This is a genomic window from Shinella oryzae, from assembly GCF_023038235.1.
Classification (GTDB): Bacteria; Pseudomonadota; Alphaproteobacteria; order Rhizobiales; family Rhizobiaceae; genus Shinella; species Shinella sumterensis.
In genome coordinates, this window is record NZ_CP081988.1 from 1104452 (window position 1) to 1128110 (window position 23659).

Sequence of the window (23659 nt, forward strand, 5' to 3'; positions counted from 1 at the left end):
GGTCTTCTCTCCCGCTTCCTTTTTATGCGGCATGGTGTGCCGCCTGTTCGTTGCCGAGCCCGGAGGCAAGGCGGATGACGGCCTCTTCCGACATCGCGTCGGCGCCGAGTTCGCCTGCGATGCGTCCCTCCCGGACGACCAGCACGCGGTCGGAAAGGCCGAGCAGTTCGGGCATCTCCGAGGATATGACGATGATGCCGATGCCGGCCTGCGCCAATTCGCGCAGCAGGCGGTGGATTTCGGTCTTGGCGCCGACATCGATGCCGCGCGTCGGTTCGTCCATCAGGATGACCTTCGGCTTGACGGCCAGTTGCTTGGCGATCGCCACCTTCTGCTGGTTGCCGCCCGACAGCGACTTGACCGGTGCCTCGACCCCGCTCATGCGCACGGCAAGTTTCCTGGCAAAATCCTCCGCCAGCGCCGTTTCTGCGCGGCGCTTCAAAAGCCCGGCGCCGTTCGTGAGCGCCTTCAGTTCCAGCACGGAGACGTTCTGCGCGATGGACATTTCGAGGAAGACACCGGAGCCCTTGCGGTCTTCCGAGAGATAGACGATGCCTGCTTTCACGGCGTCGGAATAGGACTGGATCTTCTGCGGAACGCCATGCAACGAGACCGACCCGGCCGTGCGCGGGCGCAAACCGCAGATGCCCTCGGCGATCTCTGTCCGGCCCGACCCGATGAGGCCGCCGATGCCGAGGATTTCGCCTTCGCGCAGTTCGAAGCCGACGTCGTGGAAGCGCGTTGCGTCGGAGAGGCCTTCAACGGATAGAATGGTTTTGCCGACGGGTGCGCTTGCATCCCGCTTGTCGGGATACAGCTGCGTGATCTCGCGGCCCACCATGCGACGCACGACATCGTCAGGCGTGACGTCGGCGATGCGATCGGTACACACATAGCGCCCGTCGCGAAACACGGTCACGCGGTCGCAGAGCGAGAAGATCTCGGCCATGCGGTGGCTGATATAGATGATCGAGATGCCGTTCGCCTTGAGGTCCCGGATGATCGAGAACAGCTGCTGCGCCTCGGTTTCCGTCAGTGCCGCCGTCGGCTCGTCGAGAATCAGGACGCGGCAGTCGAGCGTCAGCGCCTTGGCGATCTCTACGAGCTGCTGGCTCGAAATCGGCAGGTCGGCGACCTTGCGACGGACATCGATGGCGGCGAGGCGGTTCATCAAGGCCTGTGCATCGCGTTCCAGCGCCCGGTAATTCATGAAGGGCGACCGGCGGCGGTTTGTGGCCGCCATGAACATGTTCTCGGCGACCGTCGCGTCCGGGCAGAGCGCGATCTCCTGATGCACCAGGCCGATGCCGAGCGATTGGGCGGCGGCGGGAGACGCGATGCGCACCGGCGCGCCGTCGACGCGGATCTCGCCGGATGTCGGCTGCAGGACGCCGGCGATGATGTTCATCAGCGTCGACTTGCCTGCGCCGTTTTCGCCGCAGAGCGCATGGACCTCGCCGCGCTCCAACGTGAAGTTGACATCCGTCAACGCCTTCACCGCACCGAAATGCTTGGTTACCCCATGAATGGTGAGCACCGGCTCCGCCATCATCGTCCTCCCTCGTCCCTGGAGAGCCACCCGCACCGAAGCGCGGGCGGCTTCGTCTTGGGAGATTACTCCTCGATGCCCTTGGTGCCGCGGCGCTTCAGGTACTTGTCCCAGTAAAAATCGTCGGCGTTTTCGGCTGTCACAACGGACAGGCCGTTATCGACGACCGGGATGCTCATCGGGTTGAAGCCCGCGCGCTTGGCGTCGTTCATCGGATCGATCAGTTCGGGATGCTTGGCAAGCCACAGCAGCATGAAGCCCATATAGCCCTGCATGCCCTGGTTCGGGTTGATCGAGCCGAAGACCTCACCGGCCTTGATCATGTCGAGGATGTTGGCGTTGACGTCCGCGCACATGACGAGAACCTTGCCGCCCGCTTCCTTCGCCGCCTGTGCCGCGCCTATGGCCGAGCTTGCCTCCGGCATGAAGACGGCGCCGAGATCGGGATTGGCCTGGATGATGCTGGAAAGACCCTGATACGCCTTGGTCGGATCCTGGTTGGAGGCCGCGCGGCCGACAAGCTTCATATCCGGCCACTTCTCTTCCATGCGGGCGATGAAGGCCGCGATGCGCTTGTCGTGGTTGTCCTGGCCGGGATTTTCCAGAACCGCATACTCGCCCTTGCCGCCCATCTTCTCGGCAATCGCGTCCGCAGCATAGGTGCCTTCGCGCGTGTTGTCAGAGGTGATGAAGGAAACGCGCTTCGACAGCGGCGAGTCGGCGGCGAAGGTCACCACGGCCGTGCCCTGTTCGATGGCGCGGTTGATCGGCTCGATGAACGGATCCGAATTCATCGGATGCACGAGAATGCCGGCCGGGTTCTGCGCCAGCGCCTGGTCGAAGGTGGCGATCTGCTTGTTGACGTCATATTCCGGTGTGCCGGTATATTCGGTCTCGCAGCCCATCTGCTGGCCGGCCTGCTTGAACATCTCATAGACCGGGAACCAGTATTCGACGCCGGATACCATGACGTTCATGACGTATTTCTCGCCCGGCTTGCAGCGGAACGGGCTTTCCGTCTCGGCAGCGGCCGCACCGGCAAAAAGCGTCGTCGCAAGAACCGCCATGGCGGTCGTCGTGAAAAAAGTGCGCACGTTTCCTCCTTGAGGCCGAAGCCCCTCCCAAATAACCCCAAGGCGCAGCAACCGCGCCGATGTTTGCATGAAGACCGGAATTCCTCCTCGAAATCCGATGGAGGGCAGCTAACGGCAAGCTCGAAGCGTTGTCAATATAATTCACGCCAAGAAATATATTTCACGCAAGCCGTCGAAAACGACCCCCCTTCTCTCGCGTGTATCCGTGCGCTATCTGCAAACGCAAAAAGCCCCGGTTCTCACCGGGGCTCCTGTTTGTGCTTGATGACGCAGGCTAGAACAGGGCTGCGGTGTTCTTGACCGTAACCCAGATGCCCCAGAGCAGCGGCAGGCCGACAATGGCCCAGGCGACGGCCGCCTTGGCGTCGAAGCCGCCGGTGCCGATGCCGAACGAGCCGGTCGGACCGGCATTCGCCGCCGCGGTCTTGGCCTGCAGGGAAGCGACCTCCTCGTCCGACATGAACCATTTGTCGGAAAGCGGCCGAACCAGCGCATTGGCGATCAAGCCCACGGCCAGCATGCCCGCGAGGATATACATCGTTCCGCTGTAGAGGGCCGGGCCAGGCTCCACGCCCGCGGAGATCTGCGCCTCGCGGATATAATTGACCACGACGGGGCCGACGATGCCGGCGGTTGCCCATGCGGTCAGGAGCCGGCCATGTATGGCGCCCACGAACTGCGTGCCGAAGATGTCGGCAAGATAGGCCGGCACGGTGGCGAAGCCGCCGCCATACATCGACAGGATGATGGCGAAGGCGCAGACGAAGAGGACCTTGCTGCCCATGTCGGCGAAGGTCGGCGCCAGCGCATAAAGCACGATGCCGAGGATGAAGAACGTATAATAGGTGTTCTTGCGGCCGATCTTGTCGGACAGCGACGCCCAGAAGAAGCGCCCGCCGATGTTGAACAGCGACAGGAAGCCGGTGAAGCCCGCCGCGATTGCGGCAATGGCAGCCTTCTGTTCGAGGCTGAGATCACCGAAGGAAAGCTCGGGCTGACCGATGAGACGGCCGCCGAAGATTTCCTGCAGCATGGGCGAGGCCATGCCGATGACACCGATGCCCGCGGACACGTTCATGCACAGCACGATCCAGATCATCCAGAACTGCATGGTCTTGTGCGCATCGCGCAGGTGGACATGCTTGGTGGTGATCATGGTGGTCTTGGAAGCCGGCGGCGTCCAGCCCTCCGGACGCCAGCCGGCCGGCGGGATACGGTAGCCGAAGGCGCCGCCCATCATGAAGCAAAAGTAGATCGCGGCCATGACCAGGAAGGTCTGCCACACGCCCGGGCTCACATCCGTCTTGAAGACGTTCATCAGGATGTTGGCGAGCGGCGCGCCGATCATGGCGCCGCCGCCGAAGCCCATGATGGCCATGCCGGTGGCCATGCCGCGACGGTCGGGGAACCACTTGATCAGCGTGGACACCGGGGAAATGTAGCCGAGACCGAGACCGATGCCGCCGATGAAGCCGGCGCCCAGCCACATCAGCCACAGCTGGTGGGTCATGACGCCGAACGCTGCGACGACCATGCCACCGCACCAGCAGCAGGCCGAGACGAAACCGGCCTTGCGCGGGCCGACCCGCTCCAGCCAGCCGCCCCAGATCGCGGCCGAACAGCCGAGCAGCACGAAGAACAGGGTGTAGATCCAGCCGAGATCGGCGACGCGCCAGTTGCAGCTTGTGGTGAACAGCGCGGACAGAAGGTTCATGTCGGCGCAGGCCGGATCGGGATCGCCGGCAATGGCCTTGGACAACGGCAGCCAGAACACGCTGAAGCCGTAGGCCATGCCGATGCACAGATGGATGGCGAGAGCAGCCGGCGGAACCAGCCAGCGGTTGAAGCCGGGTTTCGCGATGATGCGCTCCCGGTCGAGGATGCCGGCGCCATTGCCGCCGGCATAGGTCTCGGTCGATGCAGTCATTGTGTCTCCTCCGCAACGCACCCCTCGGATGCGAAGATTTCGTGGCGGGAGGTGGCTGAATGTCCTTCCGGCGTCCACGGCCGCACCCTCTTGCGAACGCAGGCCACCGGCCCTCCCGCACGCACCTGTGCAAGCGCCATGCCAGAGAAGACTTCCTTTTATATCAACCTGTTAAGAAAGAGATTCCCTGGAAATCAGACAAATTGTCCTAAAGGCCGGACAAAGTGTCCGGTCACTCCGCCTCCGGCAGCCAGACCGTGAAGGTCGCGCCCTCACCCGGCCGGCTGGCCAGCGAAATACTGCCGCCCTGACGGCGCACCAGCGTCTGGCTGATCGACAGGCCGAGCCCGGTGCCTTCCTGCCGCTTGGTCGTGAAGAACGGATCGAAGATCTTGGCGGCGAGCTCCGGGTCCATGCCGACGCCCGTATCGCTGACGACGATCTCCACGCCGGGGCGACCCTCGCGGTCGCTGTCATGCGTCTTGATCGTCAGGCGCCCGCCATCCGGCATGGCATGGATGGCGTTGACCACGAGATTGACGACCACCTGCTGAAGCTCGGTGCGGTTCATCAGCACCTGCCGGGCGGCCGTGTTGTCGAGCGTCACGGATATATCGGCCCTCGCAAGCAGGTGCTGGACAAGCGGCAGGCAATCGGCCACGGCAAGTCCGGGCGCATGCCGGTCGATGATGCCCGCGAATTCCTCAGGCTTGGCGAATTGCAGGAGCTTGGTGACAATCTGGCTGATGCGTTGGATCTGCTCGTCGAGCAGCTGGAACTCGACCTTGGCCAATTCCGCCCGGTCTCCAACCACGGAGCGCACGACCTCGAGATTGCCCTGCATGACGGCAATCGGGTTGTTGATCTCATGCGCCACGCCGGCGGTGATCTCGCCGATGGCGGCGAGCTTTTCGGACAGGATGAGCTGCTTGGTCGTGGCCTCCAGCTTGCGGTTGGCAAGCTGGAGTTCGCGCGTTCGCTCGTCGACACGCGCGTTCAGCTCTTCGTTCCAGCCGCGCAGTTGCTGGTCGTTGCGCTCGAGCTGGTCGAGCAGCGCGTCGAGATGCACGGCGACCCTGCCGATCTCGTCCTGACTGTCCACCGAACCGGTGCGCGCGCCGAGATCGCCGCTTTCCACCCGCGCGATGGTCGCATCGACGCGCTCCAGCGGCTTGAAGATTCCGCGCGCCCAGCGCAGGAAGATCGGTACGCTGGCGGCGGCAATCGCGAAGAAGGCTGCCACGATGGTCAGGACCGTCTGGTACTTCGCCGCCGTAAAGGGCGCCTCCAGGAAGCCGACATAGAGCATGCCGACCCGCTTGCCGTAACTGTCGACGATCGGTTCGTAAGCGGAGATATACCAGTCGTTGACGACAAAGGCGCTGTCGAGCCACGTGCGCCCCTCGTCCAGCACGGCGGCGCGCACGGCGGAGGAAACGCGCGTGCCGAGCGCACGCCGTCCCTCGAACAGCCGGACATTGGTGCTCACGCGCACATCGTCGAGGAAGAGCGTCGCCGTGCCCTGGCTACCCTCGGGCAGGCTCGCCTCGCGATAGACGAGGTCGTTGATCGTGTCGATGAAGACGAGGTTCTGATTGAGCAGGATGCCGCCGACGAGAACCGCGCCACGCCCGCCGCCGAGCGTCACGGGGCTCGCGCTCTGCACGACCATGCCGCGCGTTTCCTCCTGCCGCTCGGTCGGCACGGCATTGGGCGTGGGCACGAGCGGCAGACGCGCGCGGGCAGCGAGATCCGATGATAGCCGCTCGAGATCGGCATTCTCGAAGATGTCGATGCCGGTGGCTGATTTGCCCGCGATCGCATCCTGGATCACCGGCCAGTCCGTGCGCAGCCGATCCGCCGTCTCTGTGATGACGGAGGCGACGAGCCGGCCATCGGGCTCCATGACATAGAGGAAATCGAGTTCGAGCCGCGCCCGTGCATCGTCGAGCAGCGCCTTGAGTGCGGCGGGATCGTCTGCGGCGTCGCGAAAGCGGGCCGAGCCGCCAAGGGCGGTGACATGTTCACCGGTGTTGTCGAGGATATGGGCGAGATACTGGTGCGCGATGGTCAGGTCGCCATTGACCTTGGAGATCAGCGTCGCGTCGAATTTCTCGTTCCAGCGATAGACCGTCACGCCGAGCAGGAGCGGCAGGATGACCAGCATCGGCAGGAGCGCGATGGCGAGCAGCCGGTAGCGGACGGAGCGCGCGGGCCGCACGACCCCGGCGGGCTCGACCTCAGCCATCCCAGGCCGCCAGCTTGCGCTCGATGGTCTTGCGCGAAATGCCGAGCTGCCGTGCGGCTTCGTCCCTCTGGCCGTTGCAGGCGGCGAGCACCGAAAGGATATGGCGCCGCTCGACATCGGCAAGCGATCCGCCACCGCCGGCCGCGGGGGACGTGACGGCAGAACCGAAACCCTCCGGGAAACGGCCGAGGATCAGCGTGCGCTCGATAAGGTTGCGCAACTCGCGCACATTGCCCGGCCAATCGTAGCTCGAAAGCGCCCGGCGCGCCGCATCGTCAATGGGCACGGCCGGCATGGCGAGCTGCGCCGACAGCTTGTTCATGAAGAGCGCGGCAAGCTCCACGGCATCGCCGTCCCGCTCCTTGAGCGGCGGCAGATGGATCTGCATGACATTGATGCGGAAGAACAGATCGGCGCGAAAGCGGCCGGCCTGCACCTCCTTTTCGAGCTCCGCGTTGGTGGCGAAAACGAACCGCAGGTCGACCGGCACCTCGCGCTCGGAGCCCACGGGCCGCACCTTGCGGTCCTCCAGAACCCGCAGCAGCTTGCTCTGCGTGGCCATCGGCATTTCGCTGATCTCATCAAGGAAGAGCGTGCCGCCCTGCGCATGCAGAAACAGACCTTCGCGTGCCCGCTCGGCACCGGTAAAGGCGCCCTTCAGATGGCCGAAGAGCTCGCTTTCGATCATGTCAGGCGGGATTGCGCCGCAGTTGACGGGGACGAAGGGCTTTAGCGCCCGGTCAGAGAGCGTGTGCAACGAGCGTGCGGCCACCTCCTTGCCCGTGCCCGACTGCCCGGTGAGCAGCACCGTGGTCGGCAGCGGCGCGACGCGCGCAATGGCATCGCGCACGCGGGCAATCGCCGAGGACTGCCCGATGAGCCGGTCGCGCAGCAGAATGTGGTCGGACGCCGCCTTCAGCTCGTAGCGCAACACATAGTTCTCGCGCTGCAGGCGGATACGGTCCAGGCAGCGGGCGACAGCGTTGAGCAACTGGTTGGAGCGAAACGGCTTGAGGATGAAATCGACTGCGCCGGCCCGCAGCGCCTGGATGGCCGTCTCGAGGTCGGCATAGGCCGTCATCAGGATGGCATCGGCAAAAAAACCGATGGCGCGCTGTTCGGCAAGCCACTCCACGCCGTTCTTGCGGGGCATGATATTGTCGAGGATCACCACGTCGAAATGGTGCTGATCGAGCTTCACCGACGCCTCTTCCGTATCCGCCGCCAGCTCCAGCCGCGCGCAGCGAGGCCCCAGCGTCCGCATCAGGAAGTTGCGCATGCCGGGCTCGTCGTCGACCACCAGGATCGAGGCCTGCGCCAGCCAGGGGCCGAATTCCGGATCGACGGACGTGTCGCGCGGCGCGCGCGCGGCTTCACTCGACACCTGGTTCCCTCCCGGCGGTCATTCGCATCACGCCGCCACCATAAGAAGCCGCGGCCGCAAGCACAAGGCAGCCGGGCTCCTGCTCGCATGGCCAATCACGTCCTTTTATTGTGCGGGACGGCGGCCTGGAGCGCAGGAGGAAGAGAAACGGGCTTGTGCGTTTTCCTGTCCTAACGGAGGATGGGGACGACGATCACTTCGCGAGCTGCCACGCAAGCGCGGCGGCAAGGATCGCCGGAACGATGAAAACCACCGCAAGGATCGGCAGCTCCTGCGCGACGGTGTAGCCCGCCTTCGTGACGCCCACCCACATGTTGGTGATCGCGACCACCAGCCAGACCGGGATGAACAGGCGGGCGCCCGCGGCAATGCCGGCGACATCCGCGCCCCACAGCTTTCCAAACAGCGCAAAAACGCCAAGCAGGATCACCCCGCCGGCGATGACAAGAAGCATGTGCATGGGACGTCTCCCGTTGAGATTAAAAAGACCACCGGCGGGACGGACCGCCGGTGGCCATCCCGTCACTTGGTGGTGTAACCACCATTGACGAGGATGGTCTGGCCGGTCATCCACCAGCCCTCGGATACCATGAAACGGATGTAAGGCACGATATCCTCGATATCCGTGAGCCCGGTCTTGGAGAATTTCGACAGGGCCGCCGCCGTCTTGTGATAGGCAACGGCATCCTCGCCCTCGGCCGGGTAGAAGAAGGGCGTATCCATCGGGCCGGGGCCGATCGCCGTCACCGAGATGCCGCGCTCACCGAACTCCTTCGATGCGGCCCGCGTGAAATGCTCGACCGGAGCCTTCGTGCCGGCATAGCTCGCGTAAAACGGCGTGTAGGCGCCGAGAAGCGAGGTGACGAGCGTGCAGATCTTGCCGTTGTCATTCAGATGCTTGCCGGCTTCCTTGAGGAAGAAGAAAGCCGACTTGGCGTTGACCGCGCTCATGGCGTCATATTCGGCTTCGGTGATCTCGACGATCGGCTTCTTCAACACCTTGCCGACCGTGTTGATGGCGATATCGGGTTTGCCGACGGCGGCGACGGCATCGGCAAAGAGCGTCTCCATGGCGCCCGCCGAGGTGAGGTCGGCCTGGAAGGCGACCGCTTCGGCGCCGGCGGCCTTGACGGCGGCGACGGTCGCGTCCGCATCGGCCTTGCTGGCAGCGCTGTTGTAATGAATGGCGACGGCCCTGGCGCCGTGCTCGGCGAGGTCGCGGGCAATGAGGCCGCCGAGATTCTTCGCGCCACCGGCGATGATGACGGTTTTGCCCTTGATGCTGTGATCGGTCATGGGAGGTGATCTCCTTCTCTGGCACGGCCTTATGCCGCGCTTACACGATCAATCTACGGTCTAGGATTTCGGGATAAAGCGGCCTATCATGACATCACTTGTCAGAAATCAAGAACAATGATCGAGCGCGATGGACCGGATCGACCTGTTTCGCATCTTCTGCCGGGTGGTCGAGTGCTCCAGCTTCACCCGGGCCGCCGATACATTGGGCATGCCGCGATCATCGGTCTCGGCGGCAGTTCAGGAGCTCGAGACGCGCGTCTCGGCGCGCCTCCTGCAACGCACCACGCGGCGCGTCTCGCCCACGCAGGACGGTCTCGCCTTCTATGAGCGCTGCCAGCGGCTGATCTTCGATGTGGAGGAGGCCGAGAGCCTGTTCCGCCACGACGCCGCCCAGCCATCCGGCATGCTGCGCGTCGACGTTCCAGGCCGGATCGGCCGGCTGATCATTGCGCCTGCGCTGCCGGAGTTCCTAGAGCGCTATCCGAAGATCGATATCAGCCTCGGCGTCACCGACCGCGCGGTCAACCTTTACGAAGACAGCCTGGACTGCGTGCTGCGTGTGGGGCCGCTCAGCGATTCCGGCCTGATCGCCCGCCCCGTCGGCAAGCTGCCGCTGATCAATGTCGCAAGCCCTGCCTATCTGGCACGCCACGGCACGCCGCAAGCGCCGGGCGACCTCCCCGCGCATTGGGCCATCAGTTACGCCTCCCCGTCATCGGGCCGCGTCGAGGAGTGGGAATGGCTGGAGGACGGCACGTTGCGGACCCTCACCGTCCGGAGCCGCGTTACGGTCAACAGCGCGGAAGCCTATATCGCCTGTTGCCTTGCGGGGCTCGGCCTCATCCAGATTCCGGCCTACGACGTGCGCCGCCATATCGAGGCGGGCGAACTCGTCGAGGTCATGCCGGACCATCGCCCGCAGGCCATGCCGATGACCCTGCTCTACCCGCACCGGCAGTTCCTGTCGCAGCGCCTCCAGGTCTTCCTGGAATGGCTCGAAGCCCTGCTGAAGCAGCATCTTCTGCCGTGACAAGCGCGCCGCCATGGTGCGGCGGCACAACAGCAAACAGAATTTGTCGGCGGCGCGTTTTCCGCCTCAAAAAGCCACTTTTCTTTTTCTAGAGCGGGGCGTATGGCGCCACCTCGACGATGGCGGCAGTCGCAACGGTCCCCCGCCGGGCGATTCGAACGGTCCCGCGCCGCGCAGGCGCGCCACTGCCCGAACGCCAGTTCGCCGGACAAGGCACAAGCAGGATTTTAGAACATGAATGATGCAGGGCCCCTTTTGCGCGGCCTCACCCAGGGCGCTGTGGAAACCACGGTGAGCGGCCTCATGCCGCAAATCCTCTGCGGTCCCGATTTTCCCCATCCAGGCCATCCTGGCGAGCGGCTTTCCGGCGTCTTCGAGGGATTGGCGGCAACCTTCGGCGACTCGCCCGCCGTGCTCGATAACGGCAGGGTCTGGAGCTACCGGGAGATGGATGCGGAGGCGAACCGCCTCGCCCGCCTGCTCGCCGAACGCGGGGTCGCCCCCGGCGACCGCGTCGCGCTGTTGCTCGACCGTTCCGCCGAGACCTACATCACGATCCTCGCCGTGATGAAAGCGGGGGCCGCCTTCGTGCCGCTGGCGCCGGCCTTCCCGGATGAGCGCATGGCGCTGATCGTCGAGGATGCCGGGGTCCGCCTCGTCGTCACCGTCGCCGGCTATGCGCCGCGCGCCGCAACGCTTGCGGTGCCGCACGTCGTGGTTACCGCCGGCGGCGAGGAGACCGCCCGCTATCCCGCAACGCCGCAGGACGTCGACACCGCCGGCGACGACATCTGCTACATTCTCTATACGTCGGGCACGACGGGCCGGCCCAAGGGCGTGGCGGTGCGCCACCAGAGCATCTGCAACTTCGTGCGCGTGGCCGCGCATGCCTACGGCTATCGTCCGGGCGACCGTGTCTACCAGGGCATGACCATCGCCTTCGACTTCTCCACCGAGGAAATCTGGGTGCCGTTCGCCGCCGGCGCGACCGTGGTGCCCGCCCCCGGCCGCATGACGCTGGTGGGCGAGGAACTGGCGGACTTCCTGCGCGCCAACGCCATCACCTGCATGGCCTGCTCGCCGACGCTGCTCTCCTCCATCGAAAGCGACGTGCCGAGCCTGCGCGCCATCCTCGTCGGCGGCGAGGCCTGCCCGCACAATCTCGTCACGCGCTGGTCGAAGCCCGGCCGCCAGATCCTGAACACCTACGGCCCGACGGAGGCGACGGTCACGGCCACCATGGGCTACCTGTCGCCCGACCGCGCCGTCACCATCGGCGCGCCGCTGCCGACCTACTCCATCGTCATCCTCGATGCCGATGCGCCGCAGCTGACGGCGCCCGGCGAACTGGGCGAGATCGGCATTGCCGGCATCGGGGTCGCCGTCGGCTACCTCAACCGGCCGGACCTGACGGCGCAGAAATTCATTCCCGATTTTCTCGGCCTGCCGAATAATCCCTCGCAACGCATCTATCGCACCGGCGATCTCGGCCGCATCAACGCCGACGGCGAGGTCGAATACCACGGCCGTATCGACACCCAGGTGAAGATCCGCGGCTACCGTATCGAACTCGGCGAGATCGAGGCCGTGCTGCTCGACCAGCCGGGCATCGCCCAAGCCGCCGTCACCACATGGGAAATGGAACCCGGCCGCGTGGAACTCGTCGGCTACTACGCGCTGAAATCCGGCGCGGACGCCATCGTGCGCGCCGATCTGGCCAAGGCGCTGCGCCAGCGTCTGCCCGACTACATGGTGCCGTCGTTCCTGGAGGAGCTGCCGGCGCTGCCGATGACCGTGTCCGACAAGGTGGACACCCGCAAGCTTCCCAAGCCCTCCGGCCTCAGGCTCGGCGGCGAGCGCAAGGAAATCCTGCCGACCACGGACGATGAGCGCTTCATGACGGAGGCGCTGCGCGACGTCCTGAAGATGGACGATATCTATGTCGAGGATCATTTCTTCGATGATCTAGGCGCCAACTCCCTGCTGATGGCGCGCTTCTGCGCCAGGCTGCGCACGCGCAGGGAATGGGCCGGCACCTCGATGCGCGATATCTACATGCATCCGACGGTCGCCGGGCTCGCCCGCCACTTGCGCGGTCCGCAGGAAGAGGTGTCGCTCCCGGAGGAGCCGTGCCTGACGCACCGCGCCTCGAACCTCGCCTACTGGACCTGTGGTGCGGCCCAGCTCGCCTTCTACGGCCTCTACAGCTATTTCGGCTTCTGGATCCTGAATTCGGGCCTCAACTGGGTCTATGACATGCTGGACGACCCGGTTCAGCTCTATTTCCGATGCGCCGTGCTGTCGGCTGCCGTGTTCTTCGGCATGTCGGGCTTCGCCGTGGCGATGAAGTGGCTGCTGGTCGGGCGATGGAAGGCCGAGAGCTTTCCGATCTGGGGCCTGCGCTACTATCGGTTCTGGGTGGTCAAGACGCTGATCCGCACCGCGCCCGTCGTGCTGTTCCGCGGCAGTCCGCTCTACAGCCTCTATCTGCGCCTGCTCGGCGCGCGGCTCGGCCGCAGCACGACCGTCGAATGCCGGGCCGTGCCTGTCTGCACCGACCTCATTTCCATCGGCGAAAACGCAATCCTGCGCAAGGAATCGATGGTTCTCGGATACCGCGCCCAGTCCGGCTATATCCATACCGGTCCCATCACCATCGGCCGCGATGCCTTTGTGGGCGTCGGCTGCATGATCGACATCGACACCGCAATCGGCGACCGGGCGCAGCTCGGGCATGGCTCCTCGCTCCAGCGCGGCCAGCACATCCCCGACGACGCGCACTGGCATGGATCGCCGGCCGTTCCGACATCGGCGGACTATTGCGCGGTTCCCGTCGTCACGTTGTCGAAGACAAGGCGCTTCCTCTACGAGGCGGTTCAGCTGGTCACGCTGTTTGCCGTCGTGACACCCTTCCCGCTCTTGTTCCACAGCTACTGGCAGAATGTCAGCGACGACTATCAGGAATCCATCGGCATCGTCGCCATCGGCACGACGGTGACGCTCTTCATCCTCATCGCCGCGCTTTTGTTTGCAGCACTGGCGCTGCCGCGCCTGTTCAGCCTCGTCCTGAAGCCGGGCCGCGTCTACCGGCTCTACGGCTTCCATTTCTGGCTGCAATCGATCGTCGAGGTTTGCACGAACGCGCGGCTGCTCAATCTGATCTTCGGCGACAGTTCGGCCGTCGTGCACTATATCCGCGCGCTCGGCTGGAACCTCAACACGGTGGTCCAGACCGGCTCCAACTTCGGCAGCAACCAGCAGCAGGACAACCCGCTGTTCTGCGAGATCGGCACGGGCACGATGGTGTCGGACGGTCTGTACATGATCAACGTTCACAAGTCGGCTTCCGCCTTCCGGCTCGAGCATACCAAGGTCGGCGAGCGCAATTATTTCGGCAACAACATCTTCTATCCCCCCGACGGGAAGACGGGTGACAACGTGCTTCTCGGCACCAAGGTCATGGTGCCGATCGACGGGCCGCTGCGCGAGAATGTCGGCCTGCTTGGCTCGCCACCCTTCGAGATCCCGCGCATGGTCAAGCGCGACAAGGAGCTCATCCAGGGCGTGAGCGACGAGGAGCGCCGCGCGCGCCTGCCGCACAAGAACCGCCACAACCTCGCCACCGCGCTGATGTTCATCGCCGTGCAGTGGACGACCTTGTTCGTGACGCTCGCCATCTGGGACCGCGCGCTGAACTACTATACGGAATGGGCGAATGTCGCCTTGTTCGCCGCCGTGGTTCTGACGGGCGTCATCACCATTCCCTTCTACATCTTCATGGAATGGGCGAGCCTCGGCTTCCGCAAGCTCCAGCCGCAGGTGACGACCATCTACGACGTCGCCTTCTGGCGGCACGAGCGCCACTGGAAACTGTCGGATTCGCCCATCGTGCGCCTCTTCGCCGGCACGCCCTTCCGCCCGATGATCCTGCGGGCGCTGGGCGTGAAGGTCGGCAAGCGCGTCTACGACGGCGGGGCCAATCTCACCGAACGCTCGCTGGTGGAGATCGGCGACGACGCCACGCTCAACGAGGGCTGCGTCATCCAGGCGCATTCACTGGAGGAAGGCGCCTTCAAGTCCGACCATATCCGCATCGGTAATGGCTGCACGCTGAGCCCGGCCGCCTTCGTGCATTACGGCGTCACCATGGGCGACGGCTCCGTTGCCGATGTCGACTGCTTCGTCATGAAGGGCGAGATCCTCGAACCGAACTCGATCTGGCGCGGCAACCCCGCCAAGCTCCATGGTTGGGTCAAGCCGGTCGCGGCCGAATGAGCGACAGCGCGCGTCAAGTCGCGCTGTCAGCCGCAATGGAGCGGATGGCCCCGCCGGGCATCCGCCTCGGCTGTCGCCTTATCCGCGAGGGCGACGAGGCGCTGCTCCTTCCCGAAGAGGCCGCAGCCCTTCGAGCCCGACGGCCCGCCGCCCGGCGCGCCAGCGGTGCCGCGCGCGCCCTTGCCCGGCATCTGCTGAAGAACGAGGGGATGGCGGGCGCCATCATAGGCCGATCGGCGACGGGCGCTCCGCTCTGGCCGCCAGGCGTGGTCGGCTCGCTTGCCCATGACGACGAAATGGCGGTGGCGGCCATCGCCAGGGTCGCCGACGTTCCCTCGGTCGGAATCGATGTGGAGCCGGCCGATCCGTTGCCGGACGACATCGCCGCCCTCGTCTTCCATGACGGCGATGCGGTCGGCGGCGTCGAGCCGATGCTGTCCGGGCGTGCCCTCTTCAGCGCCAAGGAGGCCGTGTACAAGGCTGTCCATCCGCTCGCCGGCGAAATCCTCGGCTATGAGCATATCCGCGTGGACTTCCCACGCGGCCGGGCCACCACCACGACCGGCCACGCCATGCGGCTGTTCTTCAGCCTTCGTCCCCGCGTGGTCGTGCTGGCCGTTTCGACGGAAGATCAGCCGAGCAGCATCTTGTAGGCGACGTAGAGCACCACGAGCAGGACGGCGACCGCGCCCAGAATGAGCCCGAGGCGCTTTTCCACGAAAGCCTGGATCGCCTCGCCGTAGCGGCGCAGCAGGAAGGCGAGCAGATAGAAGCGCAGGCCGCGCGCGATGACCGCCGAGACGATGAAGTGCCACAGCTTGATATGCACCACGCCCGCGAGGATGGTGACGATCTTGATCGGCGGCAGATGCGCAAGCCCGGATGTGACCAGAAGCAGGTTGAGCTGTTCTTCCGTGACCTGCGCCTTCAACCGCTCGAAGGCCTCAAGCTTGCCATAGAATTCCAGCACCGGCACGGCGATGGTCGCATAAGCGTAATAGCCGAGCAGCCAGCCCGCGATCCCGCCCGCAACCGACGACACCGTGGCGACGAAGGCGTAGCGATAGGCCCGCTCGCGCCGGGCCAGCGCCATCGGCACGAACAACACGTCCGCCGGCACGAGAAACACCGAGCTTTCGACGAAGGCGATGACCGCAAGCCAAACTTCCGCAGCCTTGCGGCCGGCAAGCGAGAGGGTCCAGGCATAGAGTTTTCGTAACATGGGGCTCGGGTATGTGCGGCAGGTGGCTGGGAGGGTGTGACCGCTGCCTACACGCTTCGTTCGCCGAAATCCAGTGAAGCACCGGCCAACCGCCAAGGGCCCTTCGCGACAAACCGTGGGGATCGCCGGCCGGATGCATGAAGAACATTGATTATCCGATCAAATTATTGGCCATTATGCTCGCGCCGAAACAGACAACGTCAGCGGTAAACAGGACGGAGACCCATGAAGCCAGATCCCATCACGCAACCGCCATCCGACGCCAGCGCGCGCAAGGCGATCCAGCCGGTGATCTGCTATCCGCGTGATACGCTGCCGCTGGCCGATCTTGCCGCCTACCGTGCCGTGCGCGACGATGTGGAGCTCGTGGAGACGGTGGTGATACCGCCGCGCGAGGCTGCGTCCTGGGAGGTCCCGGCCGGCCATTTCTGCCGCATGCTGTGTTCCGAGGGGCCGCAGGTCGGCGATCTCAACCTCTTCAACCTGCACGACATCGAGGAGCGGTTCTTCAGCGGCAAGACGCGCGCGCTCAACGGAACGCATGTCGGGCTCGGCGACCAGCTCTTCTCGAACTTCCCCTATATGCGACCCATCGCGACCATCACCCACGACACGCTCGACTGGTACGGCTTCGATGAATACGGCGGGTCGGTGCACGATGTCATCGGCACGCGCTGCGACCCCTATACCAACAACCTGCTGAGCAACGGCGGCCAGTACCACCATTGCTGCCATTCCAATCTCACGCGCGCGCTGTCGCAGAAAACCGGCCTGCCGCTTGTCGAGGCCGAGCGCCATGTGCACGATGTGCTGAACGTCTTCATGTGCACCGGTTTCACGCGCGACACCGGACAGTATTTCATGAAGGCGAGCCCGGTGCGGCCGGGTGATTACCTGGAATTCTTCGCGGAAATCGATCTTCTCGGCTGCATGTCGGCCTGCCCCGGCGGCGACTGCTCGGCGCAACATTCCTCCGATACGGCCGCCTGCTACCCCATGGTCGTGGAGATCTACAAGCCCAAGCGCTTGCCGGAAGGCTGGCAGTCCCCGCCCCGCAACGGCTACGACCGCAGCCACGGTGTTCAGGCGTAACGCGCCCGAGGCCATCGCTCCCTATGAACAGGATGTGTTCTTCATGATCCAGCTTCCCTTCGCGCTGACGGAATACAAGGCCCGTCTCCAGGCCATCCGAACGGAGATGGCACGCCGCAATCTCGATCTGCTCATCGTCAACGATGTCGCCAACCAGCATTACATCACCGGGTACGACGGCTGGTCCTTCTATACGCCGCAGGTCGTGCTCGTGCCGCTGGCCGACGAGGAGCCCGTCTGGATCGGCCGTGCCATGGATGCGGCCGGTGGCCTGCTGACGGCGTGGATGAAGCCGGAAAACGTGGTCGGCTTTCCCGAAGACCACGTCCAGCGCGCCGACCGCCATCCCATGGACTGGATCGCCGCATGGATGACCAACAAGGGCTGGGGCAAGGGCCGGATCGGTATCGAGCAGGAAGCCTATTACTATTCGCCCAAGGCGCATGCCCGCCTCACCGCCGGCCTGCCGAATGCGACCTTCCACGATGCGGACCTGCTGGTGAACTGGGTGCGCAGCGTGAAATCGCCCGCCGAGATCGACTATCTGCGCAAGGCATCGCGTCTGGCCGAGGCTGCCGTGACCGCCGCCTATGATGTCATCGCGCCCGGTGTTCGCGAATGCGACGCCATCGCCAAGATCCAGGCCGCGCAGGTCGCCGGCTCGCCGGACTTTGCCGGCGACATCACCGCGCTGCCGCCGACCATCCTCGGCGGTGAGAACGCGTCGGCGCCGCATGTCATGTGGAGCGACCGGCGGTTTGGCGAAAACGAAACGGTGGCGCTTGAACTGGCGGGCGTCGTGCGCCGCTACACGGCGGGTCTTGCCAGAACGATGCAGCTCGGCGCCATGCCCGCCAAGGTGAGCGACACGAGCAAGGCGGTTCTGGAGGGCATGGAAGCCGTTCTCGACGCGATCCGGCCGGGCGTGACGGCCGAAGCCGTCGAGGCGGCCTGGCGCCAGGTCATCCAGCGCTATGGCCTCAAGAAGGAATCACGCATCGGCTATTCGATCGGTGTCGCTTATCCGCCGGACTGGGGCGAACACACGATCAGCCTGCGCCCCGGCGACACGACCATCCTGAAACCCGGCAACGTGCTGCACTCCATTCTCGGCATGTGGATGGACGGCTGGGGCATCGAGGTCAGCGAGACCATCCTCGTCACCGATAGCGGCTGCGAAACCCTCACGCGCTTCCCGCGGGATATCCATGTCAAAGCCTGACGATACCGGCATGAAGATGGATGCGGCGCTGGCAGGCCGGATGATCGACATCCGCCGCCATCTGCACCGCCATCCCGAATTGTCCAACGAGGAACGCGAGACGCAGGCCTATCTGCGGGAAGCCTTGGTCGATGCAGGCTTCGAGACAGTCCGTTCCGTGGCCGGGTTCGGCCTTGCCGTGGATATCGTCGGCACCGCACGACCATCGAACCGCAAGGTGGTGATCCGCGCCGATATCGATGCGCTGCCGATCACCGAGGCTTCCGGCGTGCCGTTCGCGTCCGAGCGGGCCGGCGTCATGCATGCTTGCGGACACGACGCCCACGCGGCGATGGGCTATGCCGCCGCCGTTCTGCTCGACGCGCACCGGGAGAGCTTCAGCGGCACGGTCCGGCTGATCTTCCAGCCGGCCGAGGAGGCTGAGCCGCTGGGCGGGCGGCGCGTCATCGAAGAAGGCCTGCTCGACGACGTGGATGCCGCAATCGGCATCCACGTGGATCCCTACACGCCGGCCAGCCGGGTCGCCGTCGGCGCGGGCCCCTACACACTGGCCTGCGATAATTTCGATGTCGTGGTCACCGGCAATTCCGCGCATGCCGCCAAGCCCTCGGACGGCGTCGACGCCATTGCCGTCGCCTGTTCCATGGTGACGGAGGTGCAGAAGATCGTGGCGCGCGAGATTGATCCCTACGATCCGTTGGTCGTCTCCGTCACCGGCATCGAAGGCGGCGGCGCCTATAACGTCATCGCCTCCCAAGTCCGCCTCAGGGGTACGATCCGGAGCGGGCTTGAGGAGACGCGGCAGAAGGCGTGGCAAAGGCTGCGCCAGGTTCTCGCCGGTATTGCGGCCGCCCATGGCGCTGAGGTCGCCGTGGATATCAGGCGTGGCGAGCCGGCCGTCGTCAACGACCCCGACATGGTCGATATCATCAAGCGCGCGGGTGCGGCGGTTGTCGGCGGCGACAATGTCCTGATGGCGCCGGGCTGGACCGCCGCCGACGATTTCGCCTTCTACAGCGAGAAGTGCCCATCGGTGTATTTCCGCCTCGGCATCCGCAACGCCGATATCGACGCCGTCTATCCGTTGCATCATCCGAAGTTCCGCGCCGACGAAACCGCCCTGCCGAAGGGCGCGATGGTGCTTGCCGAAGCTGCACGCGCCTTTCTCGAAAAGCCCTAGATTCATGTTTTTACCGCATTATCCGACGCCGAAGCGACTTCGCTTCGGCTGGAAATGCTCTCGGTGACAGCGCCTTACGCGATCACACGCCGGCCAAAGGGCGTATCGCCGAGATTATCGAAAGGAATATCGAATTGATTGCGCGGCTTAGCCGTCCCGACAGGGTATGCCCCTGAACGACAGCAATCGAAACGAGGTTTGAGCGATGCATCTTGTGGGTCTTCTGGTGATGGTGCTCGGTGGTGCGGCGGTCTGGTACTGGCGCTTCAAGATGGTGCGGGAAGCCGGCAGCGAGGTGATCGACTCGATCGAAAGAATGCGCGGCGCCTACAACCGCAAGCAGTTCCGCCAGAAAGCGGAAGCGGCTCCGCTCGCCTCGATTGCCGATCCGGCCATCGCTGCCGTGGCGTTTTTCCTGGCCCTTGCGGCCGAGAAGCCGCATGCCAAGGACCAGGCGTCGGCCGTCATCCGGACGCGTATGAACGGGATCATCAAACCCCAGGACATGGACGAGGTGATGATCTTCGCCGACTGGGCGACCCGCCACGTCGTAAACCCGCAGGACCCGATCCGACGCTTCCGGGATCTCTGGCTGAACAGGCTCGATATCGCCGAACGTCAGGAATTGATCGCCATTGCCGACGCGGTGGCCTCGGTCGAAGGCGAGCCGACGCCCGAACAGGCCGAAACGCTGCAAACCTTGCGGCGCACCCTGCTGAACTGAAGTCCGGCGTCGAAACGCCGTGGCCTGCGCTCAGGCCGCGGCAAGCCTGGCCGAGGTGCGACCCGTTGCGTGACGAGGCGACAGCACTGTTCCGCCGAGCTGGAAGGTGGCCAGAAGCGCATTGAGCGCCTGGGATTGCGATGCGAGGTTGGCGCTCGCGGCCGATGTCTGCTCCACCATCGCGGCATTCTGCTGCGTGCCCTGATCGACCGTACCGACGGCGGCGTTGATCTCCGCAAGGCCGGTCGACTGCTCGCGCGATGCCTCGATGATGGCAACGACGTTGCTGCTGACCTCCTGAACGTCGCGGATGATCTGCTCCAGGGCCGCACCCGTTTCGCCGACCAGCTTCACGCCCGAACGGACCTCGTCATTGGATTTCCGGATCAGGTCCTTGATCTGCTTTGCGGCCTCGGCGGAACGCTGGGCAAGCACGCGCACTTCCTGCGCCACGACGGCAAAGCCCTTTCCGGCCTCTCCCGCACGCGCCGCTTCCACGCCGGCATTCAGCGCCAGCAGATTGGTCTGGAAGGCGATTTCGTCCATCATGTCGGTAATCGAACTGATCTCACGCGAGGAGGATTCGATCTCGCCCATGGTGGCGACGGCGCGCTTGACGACCGTCTCGGAAAGCTCGGCGCTGGCCTTCGTCCGCGCGACGATCTGGCCCGCCTCCTCGGCCCGGGCCACGGAGCTTTTCACCGTCGCGGTAATCTCGTCGAGGGCCGCGGCCGTTTCCTCCACGGACGCGGCCTGTCTTTCGGTTCGCATGGAAAGATTGGACGCCGCTGCGCTCAGCTCGCCGGCCGACGCATCGATGCTGAAGGCATTTTCACCGACCTTTCGCAGCGCGGTCCGGAGCGTTGCGACGGAGGCGTTGAAATCGAGGCGCAACTGATCGAGGGCGGGTATGAATGCCTCGTTTAACTCGCAGGTGAGATTGCCGCCCGCGACCTGCGCCAGTCCGGCGCCGATGGTGGTGACGGCCTTGACGCGCGCCGTGATGTCGGTGGCGAATTTGACGACCTTGACCACCCGGCCATCCGGATCGAAGATGGGATTGTACGAAGCCTGGATCCAGACTTCCCTGCCGCCCTTGCCGATGCGCTTGAACTCCGCCGCCACGAACTCGCCACGTTGCAGGCGCTGCCAGAACGCCGCGTAGTCCGCGCTCTGCGCGTAGGCCGGCTCCACGAACATACTGTGCGCACGACCGACGATTTCCGCAAGGTCATAGCCGAGCACCGCCAGGAAATTGTCGTTTGCCGTCAGGACATGTCCGTCGAGGGTGAACTCGATGATCGCCTGCGCCCTCGAGAGGGCCACAAGCTTGCCGATGGCCTCGGCGGCGCGCATCTTTTCGGCGGTGATATCGGTGGCGAACTTAACGATCTTGAGCACCTTGCCGCTGCTGCTGACGACAGGATTGTAGGACGCCTGGATCCAGACCTCTCTGCCGCCCTTGCCGATACGCTTGTATTCGGCGGCATCGCACTCGCCGCGCAGGAGCTTGCGCCAGAAGACGGCATAATCCTCACTGGCCGCGTAGGCGGGATCGACAAACATCTTGTGGTGCTGTCCCGCAAGCTCGCTCTTGCTGTAGCCCATGACGCGCAGGGAGTTCTCATTGGCGGAGAGGACGTTTCCGGCGGCGTCGAACTCGATGACCGCGAAAGTCTTGCCGATGGCGGCAAGAACGGCATCGGCCGTCGCTCCGCCCCTGAATTTCGTCCAGACGCTCGTCATGCGTGTCTCATCCTGATTGAGGATGCGCGGCTGGCAGCATTGCAGCAGGCATCGATATCACGAGCCCTCGGCATCATCCCGGGGCAGTTCGTCGGTAAGCTTCCCGCCGGATCGACAGGCAGGAACGCCTGGCCAATTCGCGGCAACCAAGACGCTTCACAAGCACCAGCCGGCCACCGCAGACAACTTTCGCCTTTCTAAACGAATCCGGTAAATATTTAGATTATGTAATATAGGTTGTGCTTGCGCGACACAGTCCCGCAGTTGGGGTGGCGCAGCCGCCACCCGCATGACGAAGGACCATGGCCCTCAGGACGGCTTGATCCATCTAAAGCCGTTGGCTAGGCATGGGCATTCGCTTAAGGTCTCGCCCATGAGCATCCAACTCTTCGATCTGACCGGAAAACGTGCCCTCGTCACGGGCTCCTCGCAAGGCATCGGCCTCGCTCTGGCGCGGGGCCTGGCGGCCGCAGGCGCCGATGTCGTGCTCAACGGCCGTGAGGAAGCCAAGCTCGCGGCAGCCGCAGGCGAAATCGGTGCAAGCCACAGGCTCGCCTTCGATGTCACGGATCACGCAGCCGTGCGCGACGCGATCGATGCCTTCGAGGCGAAGGTCAGCGCAATCGACATCCTCGTCAACAATGCCGGCATGCAGCACCGCGCGCCGCTGGAGGACTTTCCCGCCGACGCCTTCGAGCGGCTGCTGAAGACCAATATCGCCAGCGTCTTCAATGTCGGACAGGCTGTCGCCCGCCACATGATCGCGCGCGGCACTGGCAAGATCATCAACATCGCGAGCGTCCAGACCGCGCTCGCGCGCCCCGGAATCGCGCCCTATACGGCCACCAAGGGGGCCGTCGGCAATCTCACCAAGGGCATGGCGACGGATTGGGCGCGATACGGTCTCCAATGCAACGCCATAGCGCCCGGCTATTTCGAGACGCCGCTGAATGCGGCCCTCGTCGCCGACGAAACCTTTTCCACCTGGCTGGAAAAGCGCACGCCGGCGGGACGCTGGGGCAAGGTCGAGGAACTCGTCGGCGCCTGCATCTTCCTCGCTTCCAACGCTTCCTCTTTCGTGAATGGACACACGCTCTATGTCGATGGCGGCATCACGGCCTCGCTCTGAAACGCCCCGGCGCATCGTCCTCATGGGCGTCGCCGGCTCGGGCAAATCCGCCGTCGGGGCGGCGCTCGCCGCACGTCTCGGCGCCCGCTATCTCGATGGCGACGACCTGCATCCGCAGGCGAATATCGAAAAGATGAGCCGCGGCGAACCGCTCACGGACGAGGACCGGTGGCCATGGCTCACCCTTGTAGGCCGAAAACTGGCAAAGCCGGAGGGCATCCTGATCATCGGCTGCTCGGCGCTGAAACGTCGTTATCGCGACCACATCCGCGCAGAGGCCGGCGCCCCCGTAACGTTCGTGCACCTTGCCGGCAGCCGCGAGCTGATCACTAGGCGCATGGGCGCCCGCGCCGGGCATTTCATGCCGACGAGCCTTATCGACAGCCAGTTTTCGGCGCTCGAGCCGCCGGAGGCCGATGAAAGCGCCGTCACCGTGGATATCGATGCACCGCTAGACGTGCTGGTCGGGACCATCGCCACGAGATTGGAAGAGACCACCCGGGATGACGTTGGGAACGGGTGACGATCCCGTGCGACG

General features: G+C 64.6%; 18 protein-coding genes. 9 read left to right on the forward strand and 9 right to left on the reverse strand.

Annotated elements, in window-relative coordinates:
• Nucleotides 1-22: 22 nt before the first annotated feature.
• The 7 genes from K6301_RS21410 to K6301_RS21440 form a co-directional block, all read right to left on the reverse strand.
• On the reverse strand, nt 23-1549 hold the full coding sequence (locus K6301_RS21410) for a sugar ABC transporter ATP-binding protein (protein WP_247220867.1): 1527 nt from the start codon (nt 1547-1549) through the stop codon (nt 23-25).
• A 65-nt stretch (nt 1550-1614) separates the two neighbouring features.
• Complete coding sequence (locus K6301_RS21415) at nt 1615-2643, reverse strand: substrate-binding domain-containing protein (protein WP_134651039.1); 1029 nt, start codon at nt 2641-2643, stop codon at nt 1615-1617.
• Nucleotides 2644-2917: 274 nt separating this feature from the next.
• Nucleotides 2918-4570, reverse strand: coding sequence for an OFA family MFS transporter (locus K6301_RS21420; protein WP_247220869.1), 1653 nt, complete (start codon nt 4568-4570; stop codon nt 2918-2920).
• 232 nt (nt 4571-4802) lie between these two features.
• A complete protein-coding gene (locus K6301_RS21425; protein WP_247220870.1) occupies nt 4803-6818 on the reverse strand; it encodes a sensor histidine kinase in 2016 nt (671 codons plus the stop codon).
• Nucleotides 6811-8202, reverse strand: coding sequence for a sigma-54-dependent transcriptional regulator (locus K6301_RS21430; protein WP_247220871.1), 1392 nt, complete (start codon nt 8200-8202; stop codon nt 6811-6813). The genes K6301_RS21425 and K6301_RS21430 overlap by 8 nt, the downstream gene beginning before the upstream one ends.
• 193 nt (nt 8203-8395) lie before the next feature.
• Nucleotides 8396-8662 (reverse strand): hypothetical protein, encoded by a 267-nt coding sequence (locus K6301_RS21435; protein ID WP_134651043.1) that lies wholly within the window; start codon nt 8660-8662, stop codon nt 8396-8398.
• 62 nt (nt 8663-8724) lie between these two features.
• Nucleotides 8725-9498 (reverse strand): SDR family oxidoreductase, encoded by a 774-nt coding sequence (locus tag K6301_RS21440; RefSeq protein ID WP_247220872.1) that lies wholly within the window; start codon nt 9496-9498, stop codon nt 8725-8727.
• Nucleotides 9499-9628: 130 nt separating this feature from the next.
• Between K6301_RS21440 and K6301_RS21445 the strand changes: the two genes are divergently transcribed.
• The 3 genes from K6301_RS21445 to K6301_RS21455 all read left to right on the forward strand — a co-directional run bounded on the left by K6301_RS21445 (nt 9629) and on the right by K6301_RS21455 (nt 15459).
• Complete coding sequence (locus K6301_RS21445) at nt 9629-10531, forward strand: LysR family transcriptional regulator (protein ID WP_247220873.1); 903 nt, start codon at nt 9629-9631, stop codon at nt 10529-10531.
• A 303-nt stretch (nt 10532-10834) separates the two neighbouring features.
• Complete coding sequence (locus tag K6301_RS21450) at nt 10835-14806, forward strand: Pls/PosA family non-ribosomal peptide synthetase (protein WP_247222476.1); 3972 nt, start codon at nt 10835-10837, stop codon at nt 14804-14806.
• The gene (locus K6301_RS21455; protein ID WP_247220875.1) at nt 14803-15459 is read left to right on the forward strand and encodes a 4'-phosphopantetheinyl transferase family protein; all 657 of its coding nucleotides are present in this window, start codon (nt 14803-14805) and stop codon (nt 15457-15459) included. The genes K6301_RS21450 and K6301_RS21455 overlap by 4 nt, the downstream gene beginning before the upstream one ends.
• Here the strand turns inward: K6301_RS21455 and K6301_RS21460 are convergent.
• The gene (locus tag K6301_RS21460; RefSeq protein WP_134651048.1) at nt 15438-16028 is read right to left on the reverse strand and encodes a YqaA family protein; all 591 of its coding nucleotides are present in this window, start codon (nt 16026-16028) and stop codon (nt 15438-15440) included. The two genes, K6301_RS21455 and K6301_RS21460, sit on opposite strands and share 22 nt — an antisense overlap.
• Nucleotides 16029-16253: 225 nt before the next feature.
• Between K6301_RS21460 and K6301_RS21465 the strand changes: the two genes are divergently transcribed.
• The 4 genes from K6301_RS21465 to K6301_RS21480 all read left to right on the forward strand — a co-directional run bounded on the left by K6301_RS21465 (nt 16254) and on the right by K6301_RS21480 (nt 20246).
• Nucleotides 16254-17120, forward strand: coding sequence for an urea carboxylase-associated family protein (locus tag K6301_RS21465; RefSeq protein ID WP_247220877.1), 867 nt, complete (start codon nt 16254-16256; stop codon nt 17118-17120).
• Between the two features lie 43 nt (nt 17121-17163).
• Entirely contained in the window at nt 17164-18342 is a 1179-nt protein-coding gene (locus tag K6301_RS21470) for a M24 family metallopeptidase (RefSeq protein WP_247220879.1), read from the forward strand.
• The gene (locus K6301_RS21475; protein ID WP_247220881.1) at nt 18329-19522 is read left to right on the forward strand and encodes a M20 metallopeptidase family protein; all 1194 of its coding nucleotides are present in this window, start codon (nt 18329-18331) and stop codon (nt 19520-19522) included. Before K6301_RS21470 ends, K6301_RS21475 begins: the two co-directional genes overlap by 14 nt.
• Nucleotides 19523-19727: 205 nt before the next feature.
• Complete coding sequence (locus K6301_RS21480) at nt 19728-20246, forward strand: hypothetical protein (RefSeq protein ID WP_247220883.1); 519 nt, start codon at nt 19728-19730, stop codon at nt 20244-20246.
• 30 nt (nt 20247-20276) lie between these two features.
• On the opposite strand, the gene K6301_RS21485 is transcribed toward K6301_RS21480, so the two are convergent.
• Nucleotides 20277-21992, reverse strand: coding sequence for a methyl-accepting chemotaxis protein (locus K6301_RS21485; protein WP_247220884.1), 1716 nt, complete (start codon nt 21990-21992; stop codon nt 20277-20279).
• Nucleotides 21993-22365: 373 nt separating this feature from the next.
• On the opposite strand from K6301_RS21485, the gene K6301_RS21490 reads away from it, so the two are divergent.
• Complete coding sequence (locus K6301_RS21490) at nt 22366-23121, forward strand: SDR family oxidoreductase (protein ID WP_247220885.1); 756 nt, start codon at nt 22366-22368, stop codon at nt 23119-23121.
• A 22-nt stretch (nt 23122-23143) separates the two neighbouring features.
• Complete coding sequence (locus K6301_RS21495) at nt 23144-23644, forward strand: gluconokinase (RefSeq protein WP_247220886.1); 501 nt, start codon at nt 23144-23146, stop codon at nt 23642-23644.
• The last annotated feature ends 15 nt before the right edge of the window (nt 23645-23659 follow it).